The sequence below is a fragment of the Winogradskyella arenosi genome (assembly GCF_003337305.1).
Taxonomy (GTDB): Bacteria; Bacteroidota; Bacteroidia; order Flavobacteriales; family Flavobacteriaceae; genus Winogradskyella; species Winogradskyella arenosi.
This window is the reverse complement of record NZ_QPJO01000005.1, coordinates 14,139-35,886: the sequence shown is the minus strand read 5'-3', so window position 1 is coordinate 35,886 and position 21,748 is coordinate 14,139. Positions and strand designations below refer to the sequence as shown.

Genomic DNA, 21,748 nt, shown 5'->3' with positions numbered 1-21,748 from the left:
TAGATATGAAACAAATTATTTTTTTAGTAACCGTATTAATAACAAGTCTTACATGGGCACAAGATAAAAACGCTAAAGCGAGTATTGAAGTTGATGGCGTATGTGTAATGTGTAAAGAACGTATTGAAAAAGCAGCCATTAGAACTAAAGGTGTAAAATCTGCAGTTTGGGCGGTAGATACACATGAGTTAAAACTGATCTACGACGCGCGTAAAACAGATGTCTCAGCAATTTCTAAAAAAGTTGCTGCCGTAGGACATGATACCAAAGGGATTAAAGCTACGGAAGCCCAGTATAATAGTGTGCATCCTTGTTGTAGGTATCGTGATGAAGCGGTACAGAAAGATCATGAGGTAGAAAATAAAGGTCAAGACAACCGTTAGTAAATAAAAGCCCGCATCTTAATGCGGGTTTTTTTATAGGATGAAATGAAAAGTAATAGCTTTGTTGCTTAGTATATTGAGCTCATGAAAACCAAGTTACATATCTTTAAAATTGTTGCCAAACATCTTAGTTTTACGAAGGCGGCGGAACAGTTGTTTATCTCTCAACCTGCCGTTTCTAAATCTATTAAAACTTTAGAAGAAGACTATAAAACCACGCTTTTTGTAAGAAAACGAAATTCTATAGAACTCACTGAAGACGGGAAGTCCTTTTTGCTCTATGTCAATAGAATTTTGGCCATTTATACGGAAATGGAAGAACAATTTCTACATAAAAAAGAAAGGTTTCCAGAGTTGATTCGGTTTGGGGTTAGTACCACATTATCCAATTATATTATACCTAAGAGTATTGCTAAATTTAGAGCTCAATTTCCGCAAACTAAATTTGAAATTATTAGTGATAATTCTTCAAGTATAGAGGATTTAATTCTGAATGAAGAGATTGATTTCGGGATTACTGAAGGCCGTATTAACAATTCGAAATTACATTTTGAAAAGTTTATTAAAGATGAAATTGTCTTGGTGACCAACGTTAATAATAACAGCTTTAAAAAGGGAAGTATCGATCTACAGACCTTAAAAACTATTCCTATGATTGAGCGTGAAAAGGGCTCAGGGACCAAAGCTATTATTGATCAATTTTTAAAAGAAAACGGTATTAAAGCACTCCATACAGTGGTCTCTTTAAGTAGTACCGAAGCGATAAAAAATTATTTATACCATTCTGATCATTATGCTTTACTGTCTGTACATGCAATTCATAACGATTTATTGACGAATAAATTAAAGATTATTGATATCACCGATTTAAGTATAGAACGCTGGTTTTATTTTGTGAAACGTACAGGGTTTCAGTCTCAGAATCTTGAATTTTTTGAAAACTTCATTAGAACTAATTATAACTTTTAGTTATTATAGATAATAAAATGATTTGCTGTTAAGTTATGCTTGAGGTTTACTTTTGTGTAAAATATAAAGGACATGAAAGTTATTTTAGCGTTAATAAGTTATTCGCTCTGTATTGTTTTAGCGCTTTTGGGGTTTATAAATAGTCCAACCGCCTTAGTATTGGGATTTATTTGTACGCTGATTTTTAATCCTCCTTTTATGGGGTATAGCCACAAGGCTATTCCTTATTTTTTAAAAATTTCTGTGGTAGGCTTGGGTTTTGGAATGTTAGTAGAAGAAACCCTTCAAACCAGTCAAGAAGGCTTAGGCCTAACGGCGTTTACTATTGGTTTAACGCTAGGCTTAGGTTTATTATTGGTGCGCCTATTAAAATTAGATTTAAAATTAGGCTACCTCATAGCCTCCGGAACAGCAATTTGTGGAGGAAGTGCCATTGCGGCTATAGCACCAGTTATTAAAGCTAAAAGTGGGGTTATAAGTATGGCGTTAGGGATTGTTTTTCTTCTTAATTCTATAGCCTTATTTGTTTTCCCTGTCATAGGGCATGGGCTTCATTTAAGTCAAGAAGAATTTGGTTTATGGTGTGCGGTCGCTATACATGACACCAGTTCTGTGGTAGGGGCGAGTATTGGTTATGGTGATGAAGCCTTGCGAATTGCAACTACGGTAAAATTATCGCGGACCTTATGGATTATTCCATTGTCAATTTTCTCAATGTTTTTATTTAAAACTAAAGGCGAAAAACTTAAGATTCCTTATTTTATCTTATTATTTATCGGGGCTATTGTTTTAAATAGTACTCAGGTGCTTCCTGAAGTTTTAACAAGTGGTATCGTCTCCTTGTCAAAACGTTTATTAATTGTTACCCTATTTTTAGTAGGGTCTACGATTTCGGTAAAAGAATTAAAATCTTTTGGGATTCGACCTTTGGTGCTCGCCTCAGTACTTTGGATTTTTATTTCTATTTTTTCCTTGGTTTACATCCTCAATTAAATAAGGAGGTAGTATAGAGGGTAAGCTTATTATATTCTAAGTGTTTTCATAGAAGGTCTAAAACGTCCCTACTACACCTACGGTTCCTACACCAGCACTTACACGCCAACTGATAGTTTTGGGTTTAGCGTCTGCGTAGAATTTGTTCTTATTCATAAAGTTTTCAATGCCATCTACCACCACGACGCTTAAGGCCATACCTAAACCAACATCACTTAACCAGTGAGCCTCTTCCCATAAACGTGAAATAGGGGCAATGGAACCCACGGCGTAAATTCCTGCTTTAGCCCAGAAACTCGTAAATTGTTTGGCAATAGCATGTGCCATGGTAAAGGATAAAACACTGTGCCCTGAAGGAAAAGAGTGGAAGCCTGGTTTGTTGCTAAACGGTTCAAATTCGTTATAGTCTCCGCTATTAGGTCTCGCCCTTCCGACTACGGTTTTTGAAATGGATTGAATGAGTCCTGTGGTAATGGCTGAAGAAAAAATTAAGATTCCGGTATGTCGTACTTTTTCATTATCGGTTAATAATCCAAAACCATAGATACCTGTAGAGACCATAAAGAAGTTTTGTGGACTTCCAAAATACCAACCAAAATCTTTTAGAATTTGTGGGGCGCCAACGGCTTGTTTAGCAAAGATACGGTTAGCCTCATTATCGCTGAGGTATAATAAGGTGGTTCCGGCTAAGATACCTCCGGCGGTTGCAAAATCATCACCTTTCCAACGTAAAGGTTGGGTGAAAGAATTCCCTACACTGCGTAAGGTTACTCTAGTATCATATTTAAAATTATCCCAAATCTTACTCGGTTTAGAAATGGTTGTAGAGTCGGTTTGAGAAAAAAGAGACACTGAGACTAATGAAAGTAAACAGAGAATTGTAATTTTTTTCATTGCTGCTGTCATCATAAAGGCTAGGGGTTTAATAGGTGCAAATATAATAAAAGCCTTTGATTTGCATCAAAGGCTTTTAAGGTTTGCTTTATTATACAAAAGCATGTTATTCTGTAAGTGATGCTTACATCATGCCAGGCATTCCGCCTCCGCCGCCCATAGGCATTGCAGGAGCATCCTCTTTAATATCTACTAATGCACATTCTGTGGTTAAGATCATTCCAGCAACTGAAGCCGCATTTTCTAATGCAATACGTGTTACTTTCTTAGGATCAATAATACCAACTTTTAGCATATCTACGTAAGTTTCTGACTTGGCATCGTATCCGAAGTCTTTCTTACCTTCTAAAACTTTGTTGATTACGACAGAACCTTCTCCACCAGCATTTTCAACAATAGTACGTAAAGGAGCTTCAATCGCTCTATTTACAATTTGTACTCCTGTTGTTTCGTCTAAGTTCTCTGTTGTAATTTTTTCTAAGACTTTTTTAGCGCGCACTAAAGCAACACCACCACCGGCAACAATACCTTCTTCAACCGCAGCACGTGTGGCATGTAAAGCATCGTCAACACGATCTTTCTTTTCTTTCATTTCTACTTCAGAAGCAGCACCCACATAAAGTACCGCAACTCCACCAGCTAATTTCGCTAGACGTTCTTGAAGTTTTTCTTTGTCGTAATCAGAAGTTGTAGTTTCAATCTGAGCTTTAATTTGGTTTACTCTAGCTTTGATATCTTCAGCATTACCTTCACCATTTACAATGGTTGTATTGTCTTTGTCAATTGTTACAGTTTCTGCAGTTCCTAACATAGAAAGGTCAGCGTTCTCTAAAGAGAATCCTCTTTCTTCTGAGATTACAACACCTCCTGTTAAGATTGCAATATCTTCTAACATTGCTTTACGTCTGTCACCAAATCCTGGTGCTTTAACGGCTGCAATTTTTAATCCACCACGTAATTTGTTTACCACTAATGTTGCAAGAGCTTGTCCTTCTACATCTTCAGCAATAATTAATAATGGACGTCCAGACTGTGCTACAGGCTCTAAAATTGGAAGAATTTCTTGTAAGTTAGAGATCTTCTTGTCAAATAATAAAATGTATGGATTTTCTAAATCAGCAATCATTTTATCAGAGTCTGTTACAAAATAAGGTGATAAATAACCTCTGTCAAACTGCATTCCTTCAACAACGTCAACATAAGTTTCCATTCCTTTAGCTTCCTCAACAGTGATTACACCTTCTTTTCCAACTTTACCGAAAGCTTTAGCGATTAATTCACCAATAGTGTCATCGTTATTTGCAGAAATAGCGGCAACCTGCTTAATTTTGTCAGAGTCGCTTCCTACTTTTTCAGTTTGTTGTTCTAAGTCTTTAATAATTTCTTCTACAGCCTTGTCAATACCACGCTTTAAATCCATTGGGTTTGCACCAGCGGCAACATTTTTAAGACCTTCTTTTACGATAGCTTGTGCTAAAACGGTCGCTGTTGTCGTACCATCACCTGCTAAATCGTTGGTTTTAGAAGCAACTTCTTTAACCATTTGAGCTCCCATGTTTTCAAGCTCATCTTCTAATTCAATCTCTTTTGCTACAGAAACTCCATCTTTAGTGACTTGTGGAGCACCAAATGATTTTCCGATGATCACGTTACGACCTTTTGGTCCTAAAGTTACTTTTACTGCATTAGCTAAAGCATCTACACCGCGTTTTAAACCGTCGCGTGCTTCTATATCAAATTTAATATCTTTTGCCATTTTGTTATGTTTTTGTTTGTCCTGCTACAGCAGGCGTCTAATTAGTTTATTTTACATTTTCGATTCCACATAAAAGGGCGGAATGACAGAAATTACATTAAAAACAATTATATGATCGCTAAAATATCGCTCTCACGCATCATTAAGTAGTCTTTGCCTTCTAATTTAAGATCCGTTCCACCATATTTTCCGTAAAGTACAGTATCACCAACTTTTACAGTTAAAGGCTCATCTTTAGTTCCATTTCCAACGGCAACAACAGTTCCCTTTTGTGGCTTTTCTTTGGCGTTATCAGGAATAATAATTCCTGAAGCTGTCTTAGTTTCAGCTTGCATAGGTTCTACAAGAACGCGGTCTGCTAAAGGTTTAATGTTTAAACTCATTACTTATATGTTTTTTGTTAATTATTAGTTTGATAATCGGGTATGTTCGAAAATTATGCCAATAGAGAATAGCTGACAAAGTTTCAGATTTTAAATCTGGTTTATGGGTATAAAAAAAGCCAACTCTTAAAAGTTGGCTTTTTGTTATGATAATGTGTAATCTTTATTAGTCTGCAGTATTGGTATCTGTAGTAGGAGCTGCAGGTGTTGCAGGCATCTCTGTAGTTTCATTAGTATCTAAAGCTTTAGATTCAGAACCACCACCAGAACCAATGGTTAAGTTTGATGCTAAGATTAAAACAATTAATGCAGTTGCTAGGAACCAAGTACTCTTGTCTAAAAAGTCTCCTGTTTTTTTAACGCCTCCTAATTGTTGGGTACCTCCGCCACCAAATGACGACGATAATCCTCCGCCTTTAGGGTTTTGTACCATAATTACTACGACAAGTAAAAAAGCAACGATTACGATCAGGACTAAAAATATTGTAAATGCACTCATTGTTATATTGTATTATTATCTTTTAATTCTTTTACCAATTTTATTTGGTGTGCAAAGAAACTACTTTTTTCTGGATATTTCAAACTTAAAATTTTGTAAGATTGAATTGCTTTATCATAGTTTTTTTGCTCGAGATAAATTCGTGCTAAAGTTTCCGTCATTAAGCGGTCCGAAATGTCACTATCATTATCTACAAGCTTCGGTTTTGGGGCTGTTTTAGACACGGGTTTAATCTTAGGATTATCGCTAATAAACTTATCAATAATGGCTAATTTACTTTGTAATGGTGTCTTAATTTCTGCTTTTTTAGCTTCGGATTTAGCTATTTCTTCTGGAGCCTCTGTTGCTTCTTCGCGCTCAATAGGTTTAAAACTGGTAATTTTTAACCACTGTGTAAACGAATGATTTTCGGACTTATCAAAGGTTAAAGGGCTTCCTATTTTAAGCTGTTTTTCAGGTGTAATCTGGTCTACATCTATAGCAATGATTGGGCCTTCTGTTGTTTTCGGAGCCTTATGTTCTACTTTTGGAGTTTGCGGTTCTAAAGCTTTAGCTTCAAAAAGATCAGGGTCTAAGACGCCTTCGGTGGCTTTAATTTGTGTTTTTAGGGCATCATCTAGAGTCACACTTTTCTGAACCGTAATGTCATCAATGGCATTGACTTCAATAGCATTTATCGCTTCCAAATTTTGTTTAATATGTTCTGAAATCGCGTTCTGATTAAAAACATCAGAGGTGATAAAGTCAAACAAAACACTACGATCTGTAGTATAGGCCGCAGTGGTCTTTAAGGTGTTGTTGTATTTGTAGCTTTCCTTTTGCTTCAAGACTTTTAAATAGAGCGCTCTTAAGGGTTGAAAGTACGGATACTGCTTAATGGCCGCAGCAAGGGTATCCACTTCAAAAGTACTAACCGCCTGAGGTTCTTTTAATAAATATGTTAATTCTTGAAGTTGCATAAGGCTACCAATCCGCTAAAGATGCATTAAGAATATCTTGGGTAAGACGTTCTAAAATTTCGTCAAAGGCCGTAGCTTTAATGCTCCCTGTAAGTTGATCTTCCGCAGGATAATCATAGTAAAATGAAAAACGACGTTCAAAATCTTTTTCAGAATCTTTGGTGTTGATATAACGAACATTCACACTGATAGTCAGTCTGTTTTGTGCTGCGGTATTTTCTGAAGTTGCGGTCATTGGAGAAATACGATATTCTACAATTTCGCCTTCGTAAATAACTTCGGCACCTGAGGTTACTAACTCTGCACTGGTTTGATTAACGATAAGATCTTGAAGCGTGTTGGTAAAGAGTTGGTCTAAACCAGGCTCAATAATATCGGCTGTATTTTGAAAGAAATTAACCTGAAACGATTCTGGCATATCTGTAATTCCGGTAAAGGAATAATTGACTTTACAGCCATAACAAACAAAACAAATGGCCAGGATTAAGGTATATTTAAATGTTTTCATTAACACATTAATTAGTGGTTATAGGGCGTTACAATAATACACATTCTTTAGAGGGTGCAAAATTTAAAACAAGATATTAAAGATCGAATTGTTTTATTTTACGGTACAGTGTACGTTCGCTAATTCCCAATTCTGCAGCGGCTAATTTACGTTTTCCACCATGACGTTCTAAAGATTTCTTAATTAATTCAAGTTCTTTATCGTGGAGCGATAAGGTTTCTTCTTCCTCAATTTCTTCAGCAAAATCATACTTGTCGGTAAGATGCGATAAGGTTTCTTCGGAAGTTTCTTTGGTGTGTTCTGGTATAGAAAGCACCTCTAAATCTTCAACAGCGGCTTCAAAGGCTTCGTCTTTCTCGTCGCCATAAATTTTTTGAATTAAATGCGCGTTGTCTTTTTGTATATCAGTATCGCTATCTTTTTTCATCAGTTCCATGGTGAGCTTTTTTAGATCATTAAGATCACTCTTCATATCAAATAGAACTTTATACAAAATTTCACGTTCGCTGCTAAAATCACCTTCAGACTTAGAGTTATTAACAACTGCAGGTAAGTTGCTGCCTGTATTAGGCAAATAATTCTGAAGTGTATTTGCATTTATAGTACGGTTCTGTTCTAAAACGGAGACTTGTTCTGCAACGTTACGCAACTGACGGATGTTACCATTCCAACGGTATTTTAATAATAATACGACAGCTTCATCGGTAAGTTTTACCGTGGGCATTTTATATTTTAACGCAAAGTCACTCGCAAATTTTCTAAATAATAGGTGGATGTCTTCTTTACGATCTCTAAGTGGTGGTAAATTAATTTCTACCGTACTTAATCTGTAGTAAAGATCTTCTCTGAATTTTTCCTTTTTTATGGCCTCAAACATATTGACGTTTGTAGCGGCTACAATTCTAACATTGGTTTTTTGAACCTTGCTAGATCCTACTTTTATAAATTCGCCATTTTCTAAAACACGAAGTAAACGCACTTGGGTTGTTAAAGGTAATTCCCCAACTTCATCTAAAAAAATGGTGCCTTCATTAGCGACTTCAAAATACCCCGATCGGGTGGAGGTAGCGCCTGTAAAAGCTCCTTTTTCGTGTCCAAATAATTCACTGTCAATAGTTCCTTCTGGGATAGCACCACAGTTTACGGCAATATACTTTCCGTGCTTTCTGTGTGATAATTGGTGTATAATTTTAGGAATACTTTCTTTCCCCACACCACTTTCTCCAGTGACCAATACAGAAATATCCGTAGGGGAAACCTGAATCGCTTTTTCTATGGAGCGATTAAGTTTAGGGTCGTTTCCTATAATCCCGAAACGTTGTTTTATGGCTTGAATAGATTCCATTGCTTAGTTAACGTAATTAAATCTTTCATTAAATTCAAAGGCAAATTCTGGCCCAAAATCATAGGCAATAACACGGCTTGAAATACGGCCAGCGGTATTATAATCTAAATCGAAGGTAAAAGTACTACCGTTAAAATTAGCGGCATTCCAATTGTTAGTGGATAAAAATTGTGCGATTTGTGGCCCTAACTCTTCGCTGTAATCGTCTTCTAAAAATTGTAATAAGTAATTGTCTTCAAAAACGACTTTCAACGGATTTTCTTGATCATCAAACTGATAAGTAGTATTGCTTTCAATCTCGCCTGTAGTTGTACTACTGCTAATGTTACCATTGGCGGTATAGGCAATGGTTTCTGTTTGTAATACAAAATCCCCATCAAAAGACTCCTTTTTAATGATACGGTCTGCACTATCTACGGTAAAAACAGTAGAGATGGTCGTGTTTTCTTCTGTTCTGGTGATCGTATTTCCGTCGTAGGTGAAGTTGTAAACATAATCGTCCTCGTCGTTTTCGTAATAATCATAAGAAATCTGAGAAATTACACCATTGGTATAAGTGACCAACGTTTCATTTGTGGTCGTTCCTTGTGCGTTTACAGAGCTGAAGCTTATTATTTGCCCTGAACTGTTTCGGGTAATGCTTTGGTTTTCCGTTTCAAAAGGGCCTTGGTTTGCCGAGATTTGATTGGTGCCTCCAACAACGATATTATTACTGATGTTAAATAGCGAGTTGGTCGTGGTCTCTATAGGGAGGCCTAAAAAGCTCACAAATAAATCGGTATCCAATTCGTAAGAAGAAAGCATTAAGTCGGCACTTTCACTTCCGCTACCACCACCAGTATCTCCGCCTCCAGAGGTTAATTCTGGATCTAAAGGTTCTGTGTTACAAGCTGTGACTAGACTAAGTGCAAATGCGATTAAAACTAATTTTTTCATATATATTGTTGATTAATTGTTTTTTGAATATCCAACGGCTTTTCCTATCAGCGTAGCGCTGGTGCAGTCGGTAATGAGGACATCTACTAAATCGCCCACTTTATAATGTTCTTTTGGGAACACGGCTACGGTATTATCAGAGGTTCTCCCTGACCATTGTTCATCTGATTTTTTCGAAGCCTTTTCAATTAAAATTTCAACCGTTTTATTAAGGTGCGCACGGGTATTCATGGCACTATGTTCACGCTCTAATTTAATAATTTCACTAAGGCGTCGTTTCTTAACTTTTTCAGGAACATCATCTTCCATTTTACGACCAGCAAGTGTTCCTGGGCGTTCTGAATAGGTAAACATATAACCAAAATTATATTTTACATACTGCATTAACGATAAGGTGTCTTGATGGTCTTCTTCGGTTTCTGTTGGGAATCCAGCGATTAAATCGACACTAATAGAGCAATCAGGGATAATACGTTTAATATTATCAATAAGCTCAAAATACTCTTCGCGGGTATGTAGTCGATTCATCTCTTTTAATATTCGGTTACTTCCACTTTGTACTGGAAGGTGAATATGCTTACAGATGTTATCGTATTTTGCCATGGTTTCAATCACGTCTAAAGTGAAATCTTGCGGATTAGACGTTGAAAAACGAATACGCATCTTCGGTTGTGCTTTTGCACAAAGTTCTAAGAGTTTGGCAAAATTAACAGCGGTCGCTTTTTGTAGGTCAGAGGCATTTGCAAAATCTTTTTTCAGGCCGCCACCATACCATAAATAACTATCTACATTCTGTCCTAAGAGTGTAATTTCTCTAAACCCTTTGTTCCATAGGTCGTTTACTTCTTCAATAATACTTTGCGGATCTCTACTACGCTCTCTTCCTCTTGTAAAAGGAACCACACAGAAGGTACACATATTATCACAACCACGGGTAATAGAAACAAAAGCGGTAATACCATTACTATTTAATCTTACAGGAGAAACATCGCCGTAAGTTTCTTCTTTAGATAAGATAACGTTTATGGCGTCTCGTCCTTCATCTACTTCAGAAAGAAGATTTGGTAAGTCTTTATAAGCATCAGGCCCAACCACTAAATCAACAATCTTTTCTTCGTCTAAAAACTTTGTCTTTAAACGTTCTGCCATACAGCCTAAAACCCCCACTTTCATTTTTGGGTTAATACGTTTAACAGCATTGTATTCTTGTAAACGTTTTCTAACGGTTTGTTCTGCTTTATCTCTAATAGAGCAGGTATTTACTAAAACAAGATCAGCTTCTTCTAAGGTTTGTGTGGTGTTAAAACCTTGCTCAGATAAGATTGAAGCCACAATTTCACTATCGCTAAAATTCATTGCACAGCCGTAGCTTTCAATAAATAATTTACGTTGATTTCCTTCTTTATTGTCTAATATTAAGGATTCACCTTGCTTATTTTCGTCTATAATTTTCTCCATCTTTAGTGTTCCGTAAAACCGGAATAGCTCCTTTTTTAATTCGTATTTAAGGTTACAAAGATAATACTATTTTATAGATTGTGACAAAGTGGCAGTTATAATTTATGAAGGTCGTTTTATAGTCCGTAGGGTTTAAGGCTTGGACTTGCTTTTATAGGGAATAGGTTTAGGGCGGTCTTAAGTTTTAAAAGGTCTATATAATAAGGACAGATTTAATTTTTTAACACGCATAGCCTTGTCCTGTCCTTGTTCATAAAACGAAGTTGGAGTAGTAGACGCGAAAGGCATGCGTTTATGTTGGTCTTATTATAAAGGAAGGGGTAGTTTTTAGACAAAATCTTCAAACTTATTAATTTTTATTAACCTAATAAGTCGGCTCTTGGTATAGCTTAAATGCTCTTGCATCGTTTATTTATTATCGATAAAATGCATTCTATTTATTATCAAATTAGGATTGTATCTTAAAATTCATATACATTTGTAAACGTAAAATGTTAAGAATGTCGAAGAATCTTGTTATCGTTGAGTCCCCTGCAAAGGCAAAAACCATTGAGAAATTTTTAGGAAAAGATTATAAGGTGGAGTCCAGTTTTGGACACATTGCAGATCTGCCTTCCAAAGAATTAGGCGTTGATGTAGAAGGCGATTTTATGCCGAAATATCAAGTGTCTAAAGATAAAAAGGATGTCGTTAAAAAGCTAAAGGATTTAGCAAAGAAAGCAGATGTTGTATGGCTCGCTAGTGATGAGGATCGCGAGGGAGAGGCGATAGCATGGCATTTAGCGGAAACGTTAAAGCTCGATAAAGAAAAGACGAAACGTATTGTTTTCCACGAGATTACTAAGACCGCTATTAACAAGGCTATTGAAAACCCACGCAGTATTGATTATAACTTAGTCGATGCGCAACAAGCAAGACGTGTCTTAGACCGTATTGTTGGTTATGAACTTTCTCCGGTATTATGGCGAAAAGTAAAAGGCGGGTTATCTGCAGGTCGTGTACAATCGGTATCGGTACGTTTAATTGTAGAACGTGAGCGCGATGTACAAGCGTTTAAAGCGAAGGCATCTTACCGTATTGATGCAGAATTTACAAACGAGAATGGCAATTCATTTAAAGCCAAACTTCCTAAGAATTTTAATTCTGAAAAAGAAGCTTTAGCCTTTTTAGAACATAATATAGGAGCCTCTTATGAGGTAGCAGATTTACAAAAGAAACCTGCTAAAAAATCACCAGCGGCACCGTTTACCACGTCAACATTACAACAAGAAGCTTCACGTAAGTTAGGCTACTCCGTGAGTAGAACTATGACCAATGCACAACGTTTGTATGAAGCCGGTCTTATTACCTATATGAGAACAGATAGTGTTAACTTATCTGACGAAGCAAAAAAAGGTGCTGAGAAAGAAATTGTTTCAGCTTATGGGGCCGAATTTAGCAATCCTAAAAATTACAAAGGAAAAACAAAAGGGGCACAAGAAGCTCACGAAGCAATACGACCAACAGACTTTGCAAACCATACGGTAAATGCAGAACGCGATCAGGCCCGATTATATGATTTAATTTGGAAACGTGCTATTGCGTCTCAAATGAGTGATGCCAAATTAGAGCGTACCAATCTTAAGATTCAAATTAATTCTGAACATCAAATTAGCGATCAATTTACAGCTAATGGAGAAATCATCACGTTTGAAGGCTTTTTAAAAGTTTATTTAGAAGGAACGGATGACGAAGATGCAGAGCAAGAAGGTATTTTACCAGATTTAAAAGTTGGTGAAGCCCTTCAGAATAAATACATCACTGCAACGGAACGTTTTACACGTCCGCCAGCAAGATTTACGGAAGCTTCTTTAGTGAAGCAATTAGAAGAACTTGGAATTGGACGTCCGTCTACTTATGCGCCAACAATATCTACCATTCAGAATAGAAATTATGTAGAAAAAGGAACGCATGAAGGGGATGAAAGAAGCTATAAGCAATTGGTTTTTGAAGGACAGAAAATCAAAGAAAATAGCCTCACCGAACAAACCGGTTCTAATAAAGGGAAACTAGTTCCTACAGATATTGGGATGATTGTTACTGATTTCTTGGTCAATCATTTTGAAAGCATTTTAGACTACAATTTTACAGCTAAGGTAGAAGATCGATTTGATGATATTGCAGAAGGTAAAGAAGACTGGAGAGCAATGATGAAAGATTTCTATACCGGGTTTCATCCGCATGTTAAAGACGTGCAAGAAAATGCAGATCGCGAATCTGGAGAGCGTGTTTTAGGGACAGATCCTAAAACCGGACGTCAGGTTAGTGTACGTTTAGGGAAGTTTGGGCCTATGGTGCAAATAGGAACAATGGATGATGAGGATAAACCTAAGTTTGCAAGTTTATCGCCAGACCAACAATTAAATTCTATTACATTTGAAGAAGCTATGGATCTGTTTAAGCTGCCTAAAGCTTTAGGAACTTATAAGGATGAAGATGTAGAGGTTAATAATGGACGTTTTGGACCATATGTAAGATTTGGGGATAAATTTGTGTCGCTTCCAAAAGGTGTGGATCCTTTAAGTGTAGAGATGGATGAAGCCTTAGTGTATATTAAGGAAAAAGAATTAGCAGACGCTCCTATTTACGAATACAAAGGCATGGATGTTATTAAAGGGAAAGGCCGTTTCGGACCCTTTATTAAGTGGAACAACATGTTTATTAATGTAAATAAAAAATACGATTGGGACAATTTATCTGATGAAGATATTGTAACCCTTATTGAAGATAAGATTCAAAAAGAAATTGATAAGGTTATCCATAACTGGGAAGAAGAAGGTGTTCGTGTAGAAAAAGCACGTTGGGGTAGGCATAATATTATCAAAGGCAAACAAAAAGTAGAGTTAGCCAAGACGGTCGATGTAAGTAAGATGACATTGAAGAAGGCCATGGAATTACTTGAAAAGAATGCGCCTAAAAAGAAAACGACCAAAAAGAAGGCCGTTAAAAAGACCGCTACTAAGAAGACTACGACGAAGAAGACCGCGGCTAAAAAGAAAACAACGACAAAAAAGAAGTAATTGAATATGAATTTTACTTTTCTTACGCCAGTATCAGACGCCGTTATCGCTCATAATGCTTTAACCGCACAACAAGCGCTAGGAAAAAAAATAAAGATCCATTCTCGCCAAGATGGGATGCCTGACTTAGAAGGCGTGCAAATGGCAATCATAGGGGTGCTCGAAAACAGAAACGACGTCAACTATGTGGGCGCTCCTGTAAATTTTGATGCGGTTAGAAAAACCATTTATACCCTATTTCCTGGAAATTGGCACACTACTGTGGCCGATTTAGGGGATATACAACCCGGGGAAACGGTTGATGATACCTATTTTGCAATCCGTACCGCAATTACCGGACTTGTAGAAAAACAAATCATTCCAATTATCTTAGGCGGAAGCCAAGATTTAACCTATGCTAATTATCGCGCTTACGATGGGCTACTGCCTATGGTAAATGTTGTGAGTGTGGATACTAATTTTGATTTAGGCGACGCTAACTTACCGATAAGAAACAATAGTTATGTAGGGAAGGTTATTGTTGAAGAGCCTTACAATCTTTTTAACTACACCACCATTGGTTATCAGACTTACTTCAATTCTCAAGAAGAAATAGACCTTTTAGAAAAACTGTATTTTGAAGCGTATCGTTTAGGAGAGATTTCAGGAAACGTCAGTAGAGTAGAACCTTTAATGCGCGATGCCCATATTGTTTCTATAGATTTAAAATCCGTACGCGCTTCCGAAGTGAGCGAAAGTCAGAAATATTCGCCAAATGGATTTTCAGGAAAAGAAATCTGTGCTATTAGTCGTTATGCGGGGATTAGTAATAAGGTCTCTTCATTTGGGATCTACGAATACAATGCCTCTACAAATGATAGCGCAACCTCCATGTTAATTGCACAAATGGTGTGGTATTTTATAGAAGGTGTTAATTGCCGTGTTAAGGATGACGATTTTCATAACGAAAACCATTACCAAAAATTTAACGTTTTAGTGGAAGAAGATGAATTGATATTTTTCAAAAGCCTAAAAACAGGGCGTTGGTGGATAGAGATTCCATTTTTACCAAATGTTAATAATAAATTAAAAAAGCATACGTTATTACCATGCATGCATTCCGATTATATTGACGCCACTCGCGGAGAAATCCCAGAACGTTGGTATAAAGCTTACAGGAAGAATAGCTTTTAAATTTAGCCGTTTATCCGATTTTAACACTTTTTTAATCGATGAAATGCTAATTTTTAGGGTGAAGTGTAAAAAAAAATTAAAAAAAGTTGTTTATTCGGAAATATATAAATATGTTTACGACCTCAAAAATAATAAGGACTAATTTAACCTAGAGTTACTATGAATATTAAGAAGTTTATTTTACTAACCGCAGTACTAGCAATGGTAGCCAGTTGTAATTCTGGAGACCGAGGACAACTGGTAGGTGTACAAGGTAAGCAGTGGCACCCGGAGAAGCCCTATGGAATGACATTGGTGCCAGGAGGAGCATTTATTATGGGTAAATCAGATGATGATTTAGCAGGCGTACAAGATGCCCCAACCAAAACCGCAACCGTTCGTGCATTTTACATGGATGAGACAGAAATCACCAACAGTGAGTACCGTCAGTTTGTAGAATGGGTAAGAGATTCTACGCTTAGATTAAAATTAGCTGAGATGGCAGACTTAGAAGGTAAAACTCCTGGAAATGGAGATATCGGAGAGTTCGCTTATGTAGATTCTGATCCTGAGAATCTTAATGCTTACGAAAGCTACATGTTAAATACTTATGGTAACGAGCAAAGAAAAATTAACCGTGATGTTGAATTAATTTTCGATACTAGCGAATATCCAGACGAGCTTTATGCTGAGGTTATGGATGGTATGTACTTGCCTTTAGAGGAATCTTACAACGGGCAACGTACTTGGGATGTAAAGCAATTTAAATTTCAATATACCTATATGGATATTCAAAAAGCGGCAAAAAATAGAGGGTTAAAGCGTTCTGAAGTTGTAGTGCAACAAGAAGTTGAGATTTATCCAGATACAACAGCTTGGATTAGAGATTTCGCATACTCTTATAACGAACCAATGCACAACGATTATTTTTGGCATGATGCTTACGGTGATTACCCAGTAGTTGGTGTGTCTTGGAAACAAGCACAAGCGTTCTGTCAGTGGAGAACTTTATACCACAATTCAGATAGAAAGAAAAGAGGAAGACAACCTGTTAACTCTTACAGATTACCTTCTGAAGCAGAATGGGAATATGCTGCAAGAGGTGGTTTACAAGGGGCAACATACCCTTGGGGTGGACCTTACACGAAAAATGATAGAGGATGTTTTATGGCAAACTTTAAGCCTTTAAGAGGTGATTATGCTGCCGATCAAGCTTTATATACAGTAGAAGCAGATTCTTACGATCCTAACGATTTTAACTTATACAATATGGCTGGTAACGTTTCAGAATGGGTAAACGGTTCTTATGACCCAGCTTCATATGAGTACGCTTCGTCAATTAATCCTAACGTAAATGATCCAGATAACGCACGTAAAGTCGTTAGAGGTGGGTCTTGGAAAGATGTTGCTTATTATTTACAAGTAAGTTCTAGAGATTACGAATATGCAGATTCAGCAAGAAGTTACATTGGGTTCAGAACAGTACAAGATTATATGGGTACTGAGGTAACTAAAAATGCTGCTACAAATTAAATTAATTAACTTAAACTTAAATATTAATCCTAAAATGAGTGTTAACTAACCAAGCTCATTTAAACTAAAAAACTTAAAATCATGGCAAAAAAGAAATTATCAACAATGAATATGGTCTATGGACTAGGAGCTGCAATTGTAATTGTTGGAGCATTATTCAAGATCCAACACTGGCCTTATGGATCTGCTATCCTTACTTTAGGAATGGTTGTTGAAGCACTCGTATTTACAATCTCTGCTTTTGAAAAGCAAGGTGATGACTTAGATTGGTCTTTAGTCTACCCAGAATTAGCAGGAGGACAATCTGTAGGAACTAAAAAATCAGCAAAAGCTATTGAAGAGCCTAAAGATGCTGAAGGTATGTTATCTAAGAAATTAGACAACTTATTAAAAGAAGCTAAAATTGATGGTGCACTTATGGCAAGCTTAGGTGATAGCATCAAAAACTTTGAAGGAGCAGCAAAAGGAATTTCTCCAACTGTAGATTCTATGGCATCTCAAAAGAAATATAGCGAAGAAATGTCTTTAGCAGCAGCACAAATGGAGTCTTTAAATAGCCTTTACAAAATCCAAGTAGAGTCTGCTAACCGTCAAGCAGCAATCAACGAAGAAGCTGTTGAAAACGCAACTAAGTTAAAAGAACAAATGCAATCATTAGCATCTAACTTATCATCTTTAAACGGTGTTTACGGAGGTATGTTATCTGCAATGAACAAGAACTAATTAGTTTTTTTTATAATCACTATTAATTAATAAATAAAAACGAATTAGAATGGCAGGAGGAAAACAGTCCGCAAGGCAAAAAATGATTAACCTGATGTATTTGGTATTCATTGCTATGATTGCAATGACAGCAAGTAAAGAAATATTATCAGCGTTTAGTCTATTTGATAAGAAATTTGAAAATGCAAATGAATTAGCGGTAAATTCAAATACAACTTTATTAAAAGGATTAGAAAAGCAAGCAGAAGAGAAACCAAATGAATTTGGTACAACTTATAGCAATGCTAAAAAAATCAGTTCATTATCAGATGAGTTCTATGCATTTTTAGAGACTCAAAAGAAAATGATCCTTGATAAAGGAGGATACGCAGAAGAGTACAAAGAAAATGGACTTTTACCAGCTGAAAAGATGGATAAAGGTACTGTATTAGACGAAGCTTGGTTTACAGGTGATCGTTTAACAAAAACAGGAGAAGCATTTGTAGCAAGAATTGAAAAATACAAGTCTGATATTAGAGACGTATTAGGTGAAGATGTTGCTTTTAACCCAGCTAAAGAAACTTTGGAGAACCGTTTTACAACGGCTGAAATGAAAAACAAAGAAGGTAAAAGTCAGAGCTGGTTAGAATATAACTTTAAAGGTTTTCCAGCTGTAGCATCATATACTAAGCTTACGGCTATGCAAAATGATATTAAAGCTACTGAGGCCAACCTTTACAATGTGTTTTTAGGGAATACAGTTGATGAAGTAACTTCATTGAAAAACTATACTGCGATCGTTATTCCAGACAAAAATGCATTTTTCGCAGGAGAAACGTTTACAGGTAGAGTTGTACTTGGTAAGTATGCTAACGTTACCCCTACAAAATTAAAAGTAGGCGATAATGAATTAGATTTAAATAGAGAAGGAGCAATTGATTCTACAGGTGCTGCTCGTATTGAATTTAAAGTTGGTAATGTTGGTGAGCATGATATTAATGGTCAATTTACGTTCTCTGAGAAGGGTCAAGATTTGCCAATCGATTTTAATGGACAATACGTTGTTGTACCAAGACCAAAATCTGCAACCATTTCTGCAGACAAGATGAATGTTGTTTATCGTGGTGTTGCTAACCCAATGACTATTTCTTTTGCTGGTGTTCCAGATAATAAAGTAAATGCTTCAGGAGCTGGTTTATCTAAAGCTTCAGGTATTGGTAAATACACAATGAATCCTGGTTCTGGTAGAGAAGTAACTATTAGTGTTACTGCAACATTAGATGACGGTTCAAAAGTTGGCGATAAGCAAACTTTTAGAATTAAAGATATTCCAAAGCCTACAGGAACAATTGCAGGTAAAGATGGTTTAGTAAAATTACCTAAACGTAACTTATCAATTGGTACTGTTGGTGCTAAGTTAGATGACTTTGTTTTTGATTTACCAATCAACGTAACGTCATTTAAAGTAAAAGTACCTGGGCAGCCTACAGTAGTTGTAGCTGGAACTAAAATGAATAGTCAAGCAAAATCAGCAATCGGCAGAGCACGTTCTGGTGATGTTATAACAATCTTTGATATTCAAGCGAAAATTCAAGGCAATAGCTCTTACCGTTTAAAAGGTGTGAACCCTGTAACGGTTGAGGTAACAAACTAAGAATTAAATTAGCTATTGTCCTTAAAACAAAATCCCAAATTATAATAAAAGATAAGATGAATTTAAAAAGCTTTTTATGTGTAGGAATAGGTGTATTGGCCGCAAACACTATGTTTGCTCAAGCTAATATCCTTAATGCCAAAATACCAGAAGAAATTGGTATGAAAACTGAAGCACAGTTACTTCTAGATAACGACAAGCCTTTAGAATATGGATATGTTGGTGATAGAGATATCTTATTTTCTAAAATGACTTGGGAAAAGATTGTTTTAGATGAGCGTGCAAACTTCCCATTATATTTCCCTATCGAAGATAACTTAGGTGAAGACAGAAAGTCTTTATATATGGTTATTATGGAAAACGTTAATAACGGAAATATTCCAAAAGTATATGCAGATTCTTATTTTACAGAAGAGCGTACTATGGAGGACTTATTACCGACGTTAAGAAAAGAGGAAATTATGGATGAAGGGATTGACTGGATGAACGCCGAAGGGGTTTCTGACACGTCTTTAATTCCTGAAGAGTACGTAATCCGTAGAGAAATTGGACCAGCTGATATCAACTCTTATTTAGTTAAAGGACTTTGGTATTTTGATAAGCGTCAAGGGGAATTAAAGTATCGTATTTTAGGAATTGCACCTGCAGCTCCAGATGTGAACTTTATTGATTCTGAAGACGAAGCTAATAAAGAACCTATCGGATTATTCTGGATCTTTTTTCCAGAAATAAGAGATATTCTTCATGATGCTAAGGCGTTTAATAATAAGAATAGCGCAGTGCCATTATCTTTTGATCACTTGTTAAACAGCAGACGTTTTAGCTCTGTTATTTATAAAGAAGCTAACGTTTACGGTGATAGAGAAGTTAAAGATTACGTTGCTGAAAACTCTCTAATGCAATTATTAGAGTCAGAACAAATCAAAGACAAAATTAGAAACTTTGAACAAGATATGTGGAGCTACTAATTAGCTAAGACATAAATGATATAAACGCTCACTTTTTAAGTGGGCGTTTTTTTTGGTCTTATTTTAAAAGAGATGGTCCTTATAATTCTAAAGATTAGGGCGCCTATCACAAGAATCTTGGCAAACATTTATTTACATTTGTAAGCATGAAAAACGTCGATTATATTGTTGTAGGTTGTGGCTTAGCAAGCATTTCGTTTTGCGAAATGTTAAAGGCTAATGATAAAAGTTTTGTGGTATTTGATGATGAATCCCAAAGGTCTTCTAAGGTGGCAGCCGGACTCTATAATCCGGTAATCTTAAAACGATTTTCAGCCGTTTGGAAAGCCAAGGAACAACTTGCTTTGGCCGCTCCGCTTTATGAGAAGATTGAAGCAGAGACCCAAAGTCACTTCGATTATAAACTTCCTATTTTAAGACGCTTTACGTCTATTGAAGAACAGAACAAATGGTTTACGGCTTCAGATAAGCCACTTTTAGAGCCTTATCTATCGACTTCATTAGTTAAGAACAACAACCCTTCTGTAGACGCTCCTTTTGGATTTGGGGAAGTACTCCACGCTGGTCGAATTGATACCGAAACGCTTATATCAAATTACAAGGCTTCATTGAAACAGCAAGATCGGCTTATAGAAGCGACTTTCAAGCATGATCTTATTCAATTTGAAGGTGAGACAGTGGGCTATAAAGCTATAAACACAAAACAGATTATTTTTGCTGAAGGCTTTGGCGTGAAGCATAATCCTTATTTTAAAACCATTCCTTTAGCCGGATCTAAAGGCGAAATTCTTACCATAAAAGCGCCAGAATTAAAGTTAGACAAAGCACTGAAATCGTCCGTGTTTGTCATTCCATTAGGCGACGACTTGTATCATGTGGGGGCGACTTATAATAACGAGGATAAAACCAATACCCCTACAGAAGAGGCTAAAGCGGAATTAATTTCAAAATTAAAAAGCTTTGTCACCTGTGATTTTGAGGTTGTAGACCATGTGGCAGGTGTAAGACCTACGGTAAAAGATCGTAGACCTTTAGTTGGGCAGCATGAGACACAACAACAACTCTATGTGTTAAATGGTTTAGGGACCCGTGGGGTTATGATTGCACCGTATGTGGCACAACAATTATTCAGATATATTGAATTTGGAGAGGCTTTAAATCCTGAAATTGATATTAAGCGCTTTTCTTAGCGAGGTCTTTTTCGGTTTTACTTTTCGTCACCAAATCTTTGTTGTAACTCATAAAGAAGTTAATCCAAATATTACGAGATAAACGCATAATAATAGGCATAAAACCGATTAAGGTGAGCACAATGGCCACAAAAGCAACGGTCAAAGAAAAGTTTAAAATCACAAAAGTAATGATGAAAGCAGCAACCGCAAATGCAACCGCTACCGCATAGCTCACGTACATTGAACCATAGAAAAAAGAAGGTTCAATCTCATATTTGGTATGACAATGTGAACATTTTTCTTTCATTTTAATCACATCAGAAAGGACATAAGGGTTCTTGGTGACGTACATGGATTCTTGATGACATTTTGGGCAAACACCAAAAAGAATACTATAAAGTTTCATTCTTTTTCTAATCATAACT

At 36.4% G+C, this 21,748-nt stretch carries 20 protein-coding genes; 10 read left to right on the top strand and 10 right to left on the bottom strand.

Annotation, left to right across the window (positions count from 1 at the left end; translation table 11 throughout):
* Positions 1–5 precede the first annotated feature (5 nt).
* The 3 genes from DFQ08_RS13395 (at position 6) to DFQ08_RS13385 (ending at position 2,345) form a co-directional block, all read left to right on the top strand.
* Complete coding sequence (locus tag DFQ08_RS13395; protein WP_114310550.1) at positions 6–383, top strand: heavy-metal-associated domain-containing protein; 378 nt, start codon at positions 6–8, stop codon at positions 381–383.
* 84 nt (positions 384–467) lie between these two features.
* Positions 468–1,352, top strand: a complete 885-nt coding sequence (locus DFQ08_RS13390; RefSeq protein WP_114310549.1) for a LysR family transcriptional regulator — start codon at positions 468–470, stop codon at positions 1,350–1,352.
* A gap of 72 nt (positions 1,353–1,424) precedes the next feature.
* The gene (locus DFQ08_RS13385) at positions 1,425–2,345 is read left to right on the top strand and encodes a YeiH family protein (RefSeq protein ID WP_114310548.1); all 921 of its coding nucleotides are present in this window, start codon (positions 1,425–1,427) and stop codon (positions 2,343–2,345) included.
* 57 nt (positions 2,346–2,402) lie between these two features.
* On the opposite strand, the gene DFQ08_RS13380 is transcribed toward DFQ08_RS13385, so the two are convergent.
* From DFQ08_RS13380 to miaB, 9 genes are all read right to left on the bottom strand, one after another.
* On the bottom strand, positions 2,403–3,254 hold the full coding sequence (locus DFQ08_RS13380; protein ID WP_114310547.1) for a phosphatase PAP2 family protein: 852 nt from the start codon (positions 3,252–3,254) through the stop codon (positions 2,403–2,405).
* 109 nt (positions 3,255–3,363) lie between these two features.
* The gene (gene groL, locus DFQ08_RS13375; protein WP_114310546.1) at positions 3,364–4,995 is read right to left on the bottom strand and encodes a chaperonin GroEL; all 1,632 of its coding nucleotides are present in this window, start codon (positions 4,993–4,995) and stop codon (positions 3,364–3,366) included.
* 107 nt (positions 4,996–5,102) lie between these two features.
* Positions 5,103–5,378 carry a co-chaperone GroES gene (locus DFQ08_RS13370; protein ID WP_114310545.1) on the bottom strand — a complete coding sequence of 92 codons (276 nt, stop codon included), beginning with the start codon at positions 5,376–5,378 and terminating at the stop codon, positions 5,103–5,105.
* A gap of 166 nt (positions 5,379–5,544) precedes the next feature.
* Entirely contained in the window at positions 5,545–5,877 is a 333-nt protein-coding gene (gene secG / locus DFQ08_RS13365) for a preprotein translocase subunit SecG (RefSeq protein WP_114310544.1), read from the bottom strand.
* A gap of 2 nt (positions 5,878–5,879) precedes the next feature.
* On the bottom strand, positions 5,880–6,836 hold the full coding sequence (locus tag DFQ08_RS13360) for a hypothetical protein (RefSeq protein ID WP_114310543.1): 957 nt from the start codon (positions 6,834–6,836) through the stop codon (positions 5,880–5,882).
* A 4-nt stretch (positions 6,837–6,840) separates the two neighbouring features.
* Positions 6,841–7,344, bottom strand: a complete 504-nt coding sequence (locus DFQ08_RS13355) for an LptE family protein (RefSeq protein WP_114310542.1) — start codon at positions 7,342–7,344, stop codon at positions 6,841–6,843.
* A 76-nt stretch (positions 7,345–7,420) separates the two neighbouring features.
* The gene (locus DFQ08_RS13350; RefSeq protein WP_114310541.1) at positions 7,421–8,689 is read right to left on the bottom strand and encodes a sigma-54 interaction domain-containing protein; all 1,269 of its coding nucleotides are present in this window, start codon (positions 8,687–8,689) and stop codon (positions 7,421–7,423) included.
* A 3-nt stretch (positions 8,690–8,692) separates the two neighbouring features.
* On the bottom strand, positions 8,693–9,625 hold the full coding sequence (locus DFQ08_RS13345) for a hypothetical protein (RefSeq protein ID WP_114310540.1): 933 nt from the start codon (positions 9,623–9,625) through the stop codon (positions 8,693–8,695).
* A 12-nt stretch (positions 9,626–9,637) separates the two neighbouring features.
* A complete protein-coding gene (gene miaB, locus DFQ08_RS13340) occupies positions 9,638–11,083 on the bottom strand; it encodes a tRNA (N6-isopentenyl adenosine(37)-C2)-methylthiotransferase MiaB (protein ID WP_114310539.1) in 1,446 nt (481 codons plus the stop codon).
* Between the two features lie 500 nt (positions 11,084–11,583).
* Between miaB and topA the strand changes: the two genes are divergently transcribed.
* The 7 genes from topA to DFQ08_RS13305 all read left to right on the top strand — a co-directional run bounded on the left by topA (position 11,584) and on the right by DFQ08_RS13305 (position 21,341).
* On the top strand, positions 11,584–14,142 hold the full coding sequence (gene topA, locus DFQ08_RS13335) for a type I DNA topoisomerase (protein WP_114310538.1): 2,559 nt from the start codon (positions 11,584–11,586) through the stop codon (positions 14,140–14,142).
* A 6-nt stretch (positions 14,143–14,148) separates the two neighbouring features.
* Positions 14,149–15,315, top strand: coding sequence for a formimidoylglutamase (locus DFQ08_RS13330; protein WP_114310537.1), 1,167 nt, complete (start codon positions 14,149–14,151; stop codon positions 15,313–15,315).
* A 165-nt stretch (positions 15,316–15,480) separates the two neighbouring features.
* On the top strand, positions 15,481–16,827 hold the full coding sequence (gene porK / locus DFQ08_RS13325) for a type IX secretion system lipoprotein PorK/GldK (RefSeq protein WP_449441479.1): 1,347 nt from the start codon (positions 15,481–15,483) through the stop codon (positions 16,825–16,827).
* An 81-nt stretch (positions 16,828–16,908) separates the two neighbouring features.
* Positions 16,909–17,550: a type IX secretion system motor protein PorL/GldL gene (porL, locus tag DFQ08_RS13320; protein WP_114310535.1), complete on the top strand. Its 642-nt coding sequence runs from the start codon at positions 16,909–16,911 to the stop codon at positions 17,548–17,550.
* 49 nt (positions 17,551–17,599) lie between these two features.
* On the top strand, positions 17,600–19,183 hold the full coding sequence (porM, locus tag DFQ08_RS13315) for a type IX secretion system motor protein PorM/GldM (RefSeq protein ID WP_114310534.1): 1,584 nt from the start codon (positions 17,600–17,602) through the stop codon (positions 19,181–19,183).
* 56 nt (positions 19,184–19,239) lie between these two features.
* Entirely contained in the window at positions 19,240–20,151 is a 912-nt protein-coding gene (gene porN / locus DFQ08_RS13310; RefSeq protein ID WP_114310533.1) for a type IX secretion system ring subunit PorN/GldN, read from the top strand.
* A 146-nt stretch (positions 20,152–20,297) separates the two neighbouring features.
* Positions 20,298–21,341: an NAD(P)/FAD-dependent oxidoreductase gene (locus DFQ08_RS13305; protein ID WP_114310532.1), complete on the top strand. Its 1,044-nt coding sequence runs from the start codon at positions 20,298–20,300 to the stop codon at positions 21,339–21,341.
* On the opposite strand, the gene DFQ08_RS13300 is transcribed toward DFQ08_RS13305, so the two are convergent.
* Positions 21,325–21,744, bottom strand: coding sequence for a DUF983 domain-containing protein (locus DFQ08_RS13300; RefSeq protein WP_114310531.1), 420 nt, complete (start codon positions 21,742–21,744; stop codon positions 21,325–21,327). The two genes, DFQ08_RS13305 and DFQ08_RS13300, sit on opposite strands and share 17 nt — an antisense overlap.
* Positions 21,745–21,748: the final 4 nt, after the last annotated feature.

Excerpts from the sequence above, each read along its gene's own strand:
- topA (WP_114310538.1), top strand. The coding sequence starts at position 11,584 with ATGTCGAAGAATCTTGTTATCGTTGAGTCCCCTGCAAAGGCAAAAACC.
- groL (WP_114310546.1), bottom strand. The coding sequence starts at position 4,995 with ATGGCAAAAGATATTAAATTTGATATAGAAGCACGCGACGGTTTAAAA.
- secG (WP_114310544.1), bottom strand. The coding sequence starts at position 5,877 with ATGAGTGCATTTACAATATTTTTAGTCCTGATCGTAATCGTTGCTTTT.
- porL (WP_114310535.1), top strand. The coding sequence starts at position 16,909 with ATGGCAAAAAAGAAATTATCAACAATGAATATGGTCTATGGACTAGGA.
- DFQ08_RS13305 (WP_114310532.1), top strand. The coding sequence starts at position 20,298 with ATGAAAAACGTCGATTATATTGTTGTAGGTTGTGGCTTAGCAAGCATT.
- DFQ08_RS13350 (WP_114310541.1), bottom strand. The coding sequence starts at position 8,689 with ATGGAATCTATTCAAGCCATAAAACAACGTTTCGGGATTATAGGAAAC.
- DFQ08_RS13390 (WP_114310549.1), top strand. The coding sequence starts at position 468 with ATGAAAACCAAGTTACATATCTTTAAAATTGTTGCCAAACATCTTAGT.
- DFQ08_RS13345 (WP_114310540.1), bottom strand. The coding sequence starts at position 9,625 with ATGAAAAAATTAGTTTTAATCGCATTTGCACTTAGTCTAGTCACAGCT.
- miaB (WP_114310539.1), bottom strand. The coding sequence starts at position 11,083 with ATGGAGAAAATTATAGACGAAAATAAGCAAGGTGAATCCTTAATATTA.
- DFQ08_RS13370 (WP_114310545.1), bottom strand. The coding sequence starts at position 5,378 with ATGAGTTTAAACATTAAACCTTTAGCAGACCGCGTTCTTGTAGAACCT.
- DFQ08_RS13330 (WP_114310537.1), top strand. The coding sequence starts at position 14,149 with ATGAATTTTACTTTTCTTACGCCAGTATCAGACGCCGTTATCGCTCAT.
- DFQ08_RS13300 (WP_114310531.1), bottom strand. The coding sequence starts at position 21,744 with ATGATTAGAAAAAGAATGAAACTTTATAGTATTCTTTTTGGTGTTTGC.
- porN (WP_114310533.1), top strand. The coding sequence starts at position 19,240 with ATGAATTTAAAAAGCTTTTTATGTGTAGGAATAGGTGTATTGGCCGCA.
- DFQ08_RS13360 (WP_114310543.1), bottom strand. The coding sequence starts at position 6,836 with ATGCAACTTCAAGAATTAACATATTTATTAAAAGAACCTCAGGCGGTT.
- DFQ08_RS13380 (WP_114310547.1), bottom strand. The coding sequence starts at position 3,254 with ATGATGACAGCAGCAATGAAAAAAATTACAATTCTCTGTTTACTTTCA.
- DFQ08_RS13395 (WP_114310550.1), top strand. The coding sequence starts at position 6 with ATGAAACAAATTATTTTTTTAGTAACCGTATTAATAACAAGTCTTACA.
- DFQ08_RS13355 (WP_114310542.1), bottom strand. The coding sequence starts at position 7,344 with ATGAAAACATTTAAATATACCTTAATCCTGGCCATTTGTTTTGTTTGT.
- DFQ08_RS13385 (WP_114310548.1), top strand. The coding sequence starts at position 1,425 with ATGAAAGTTATTTTAGCGTTAATAAGTTATTCGCTCTGTATTGTTTTA.
- porM (WP_114310534.1), top strand. The coding sequence starts at position 17,600 with ATGGCAGGAGGAAAACAGTCCGCAAGGCAAAAAATGATTAACCTGATG.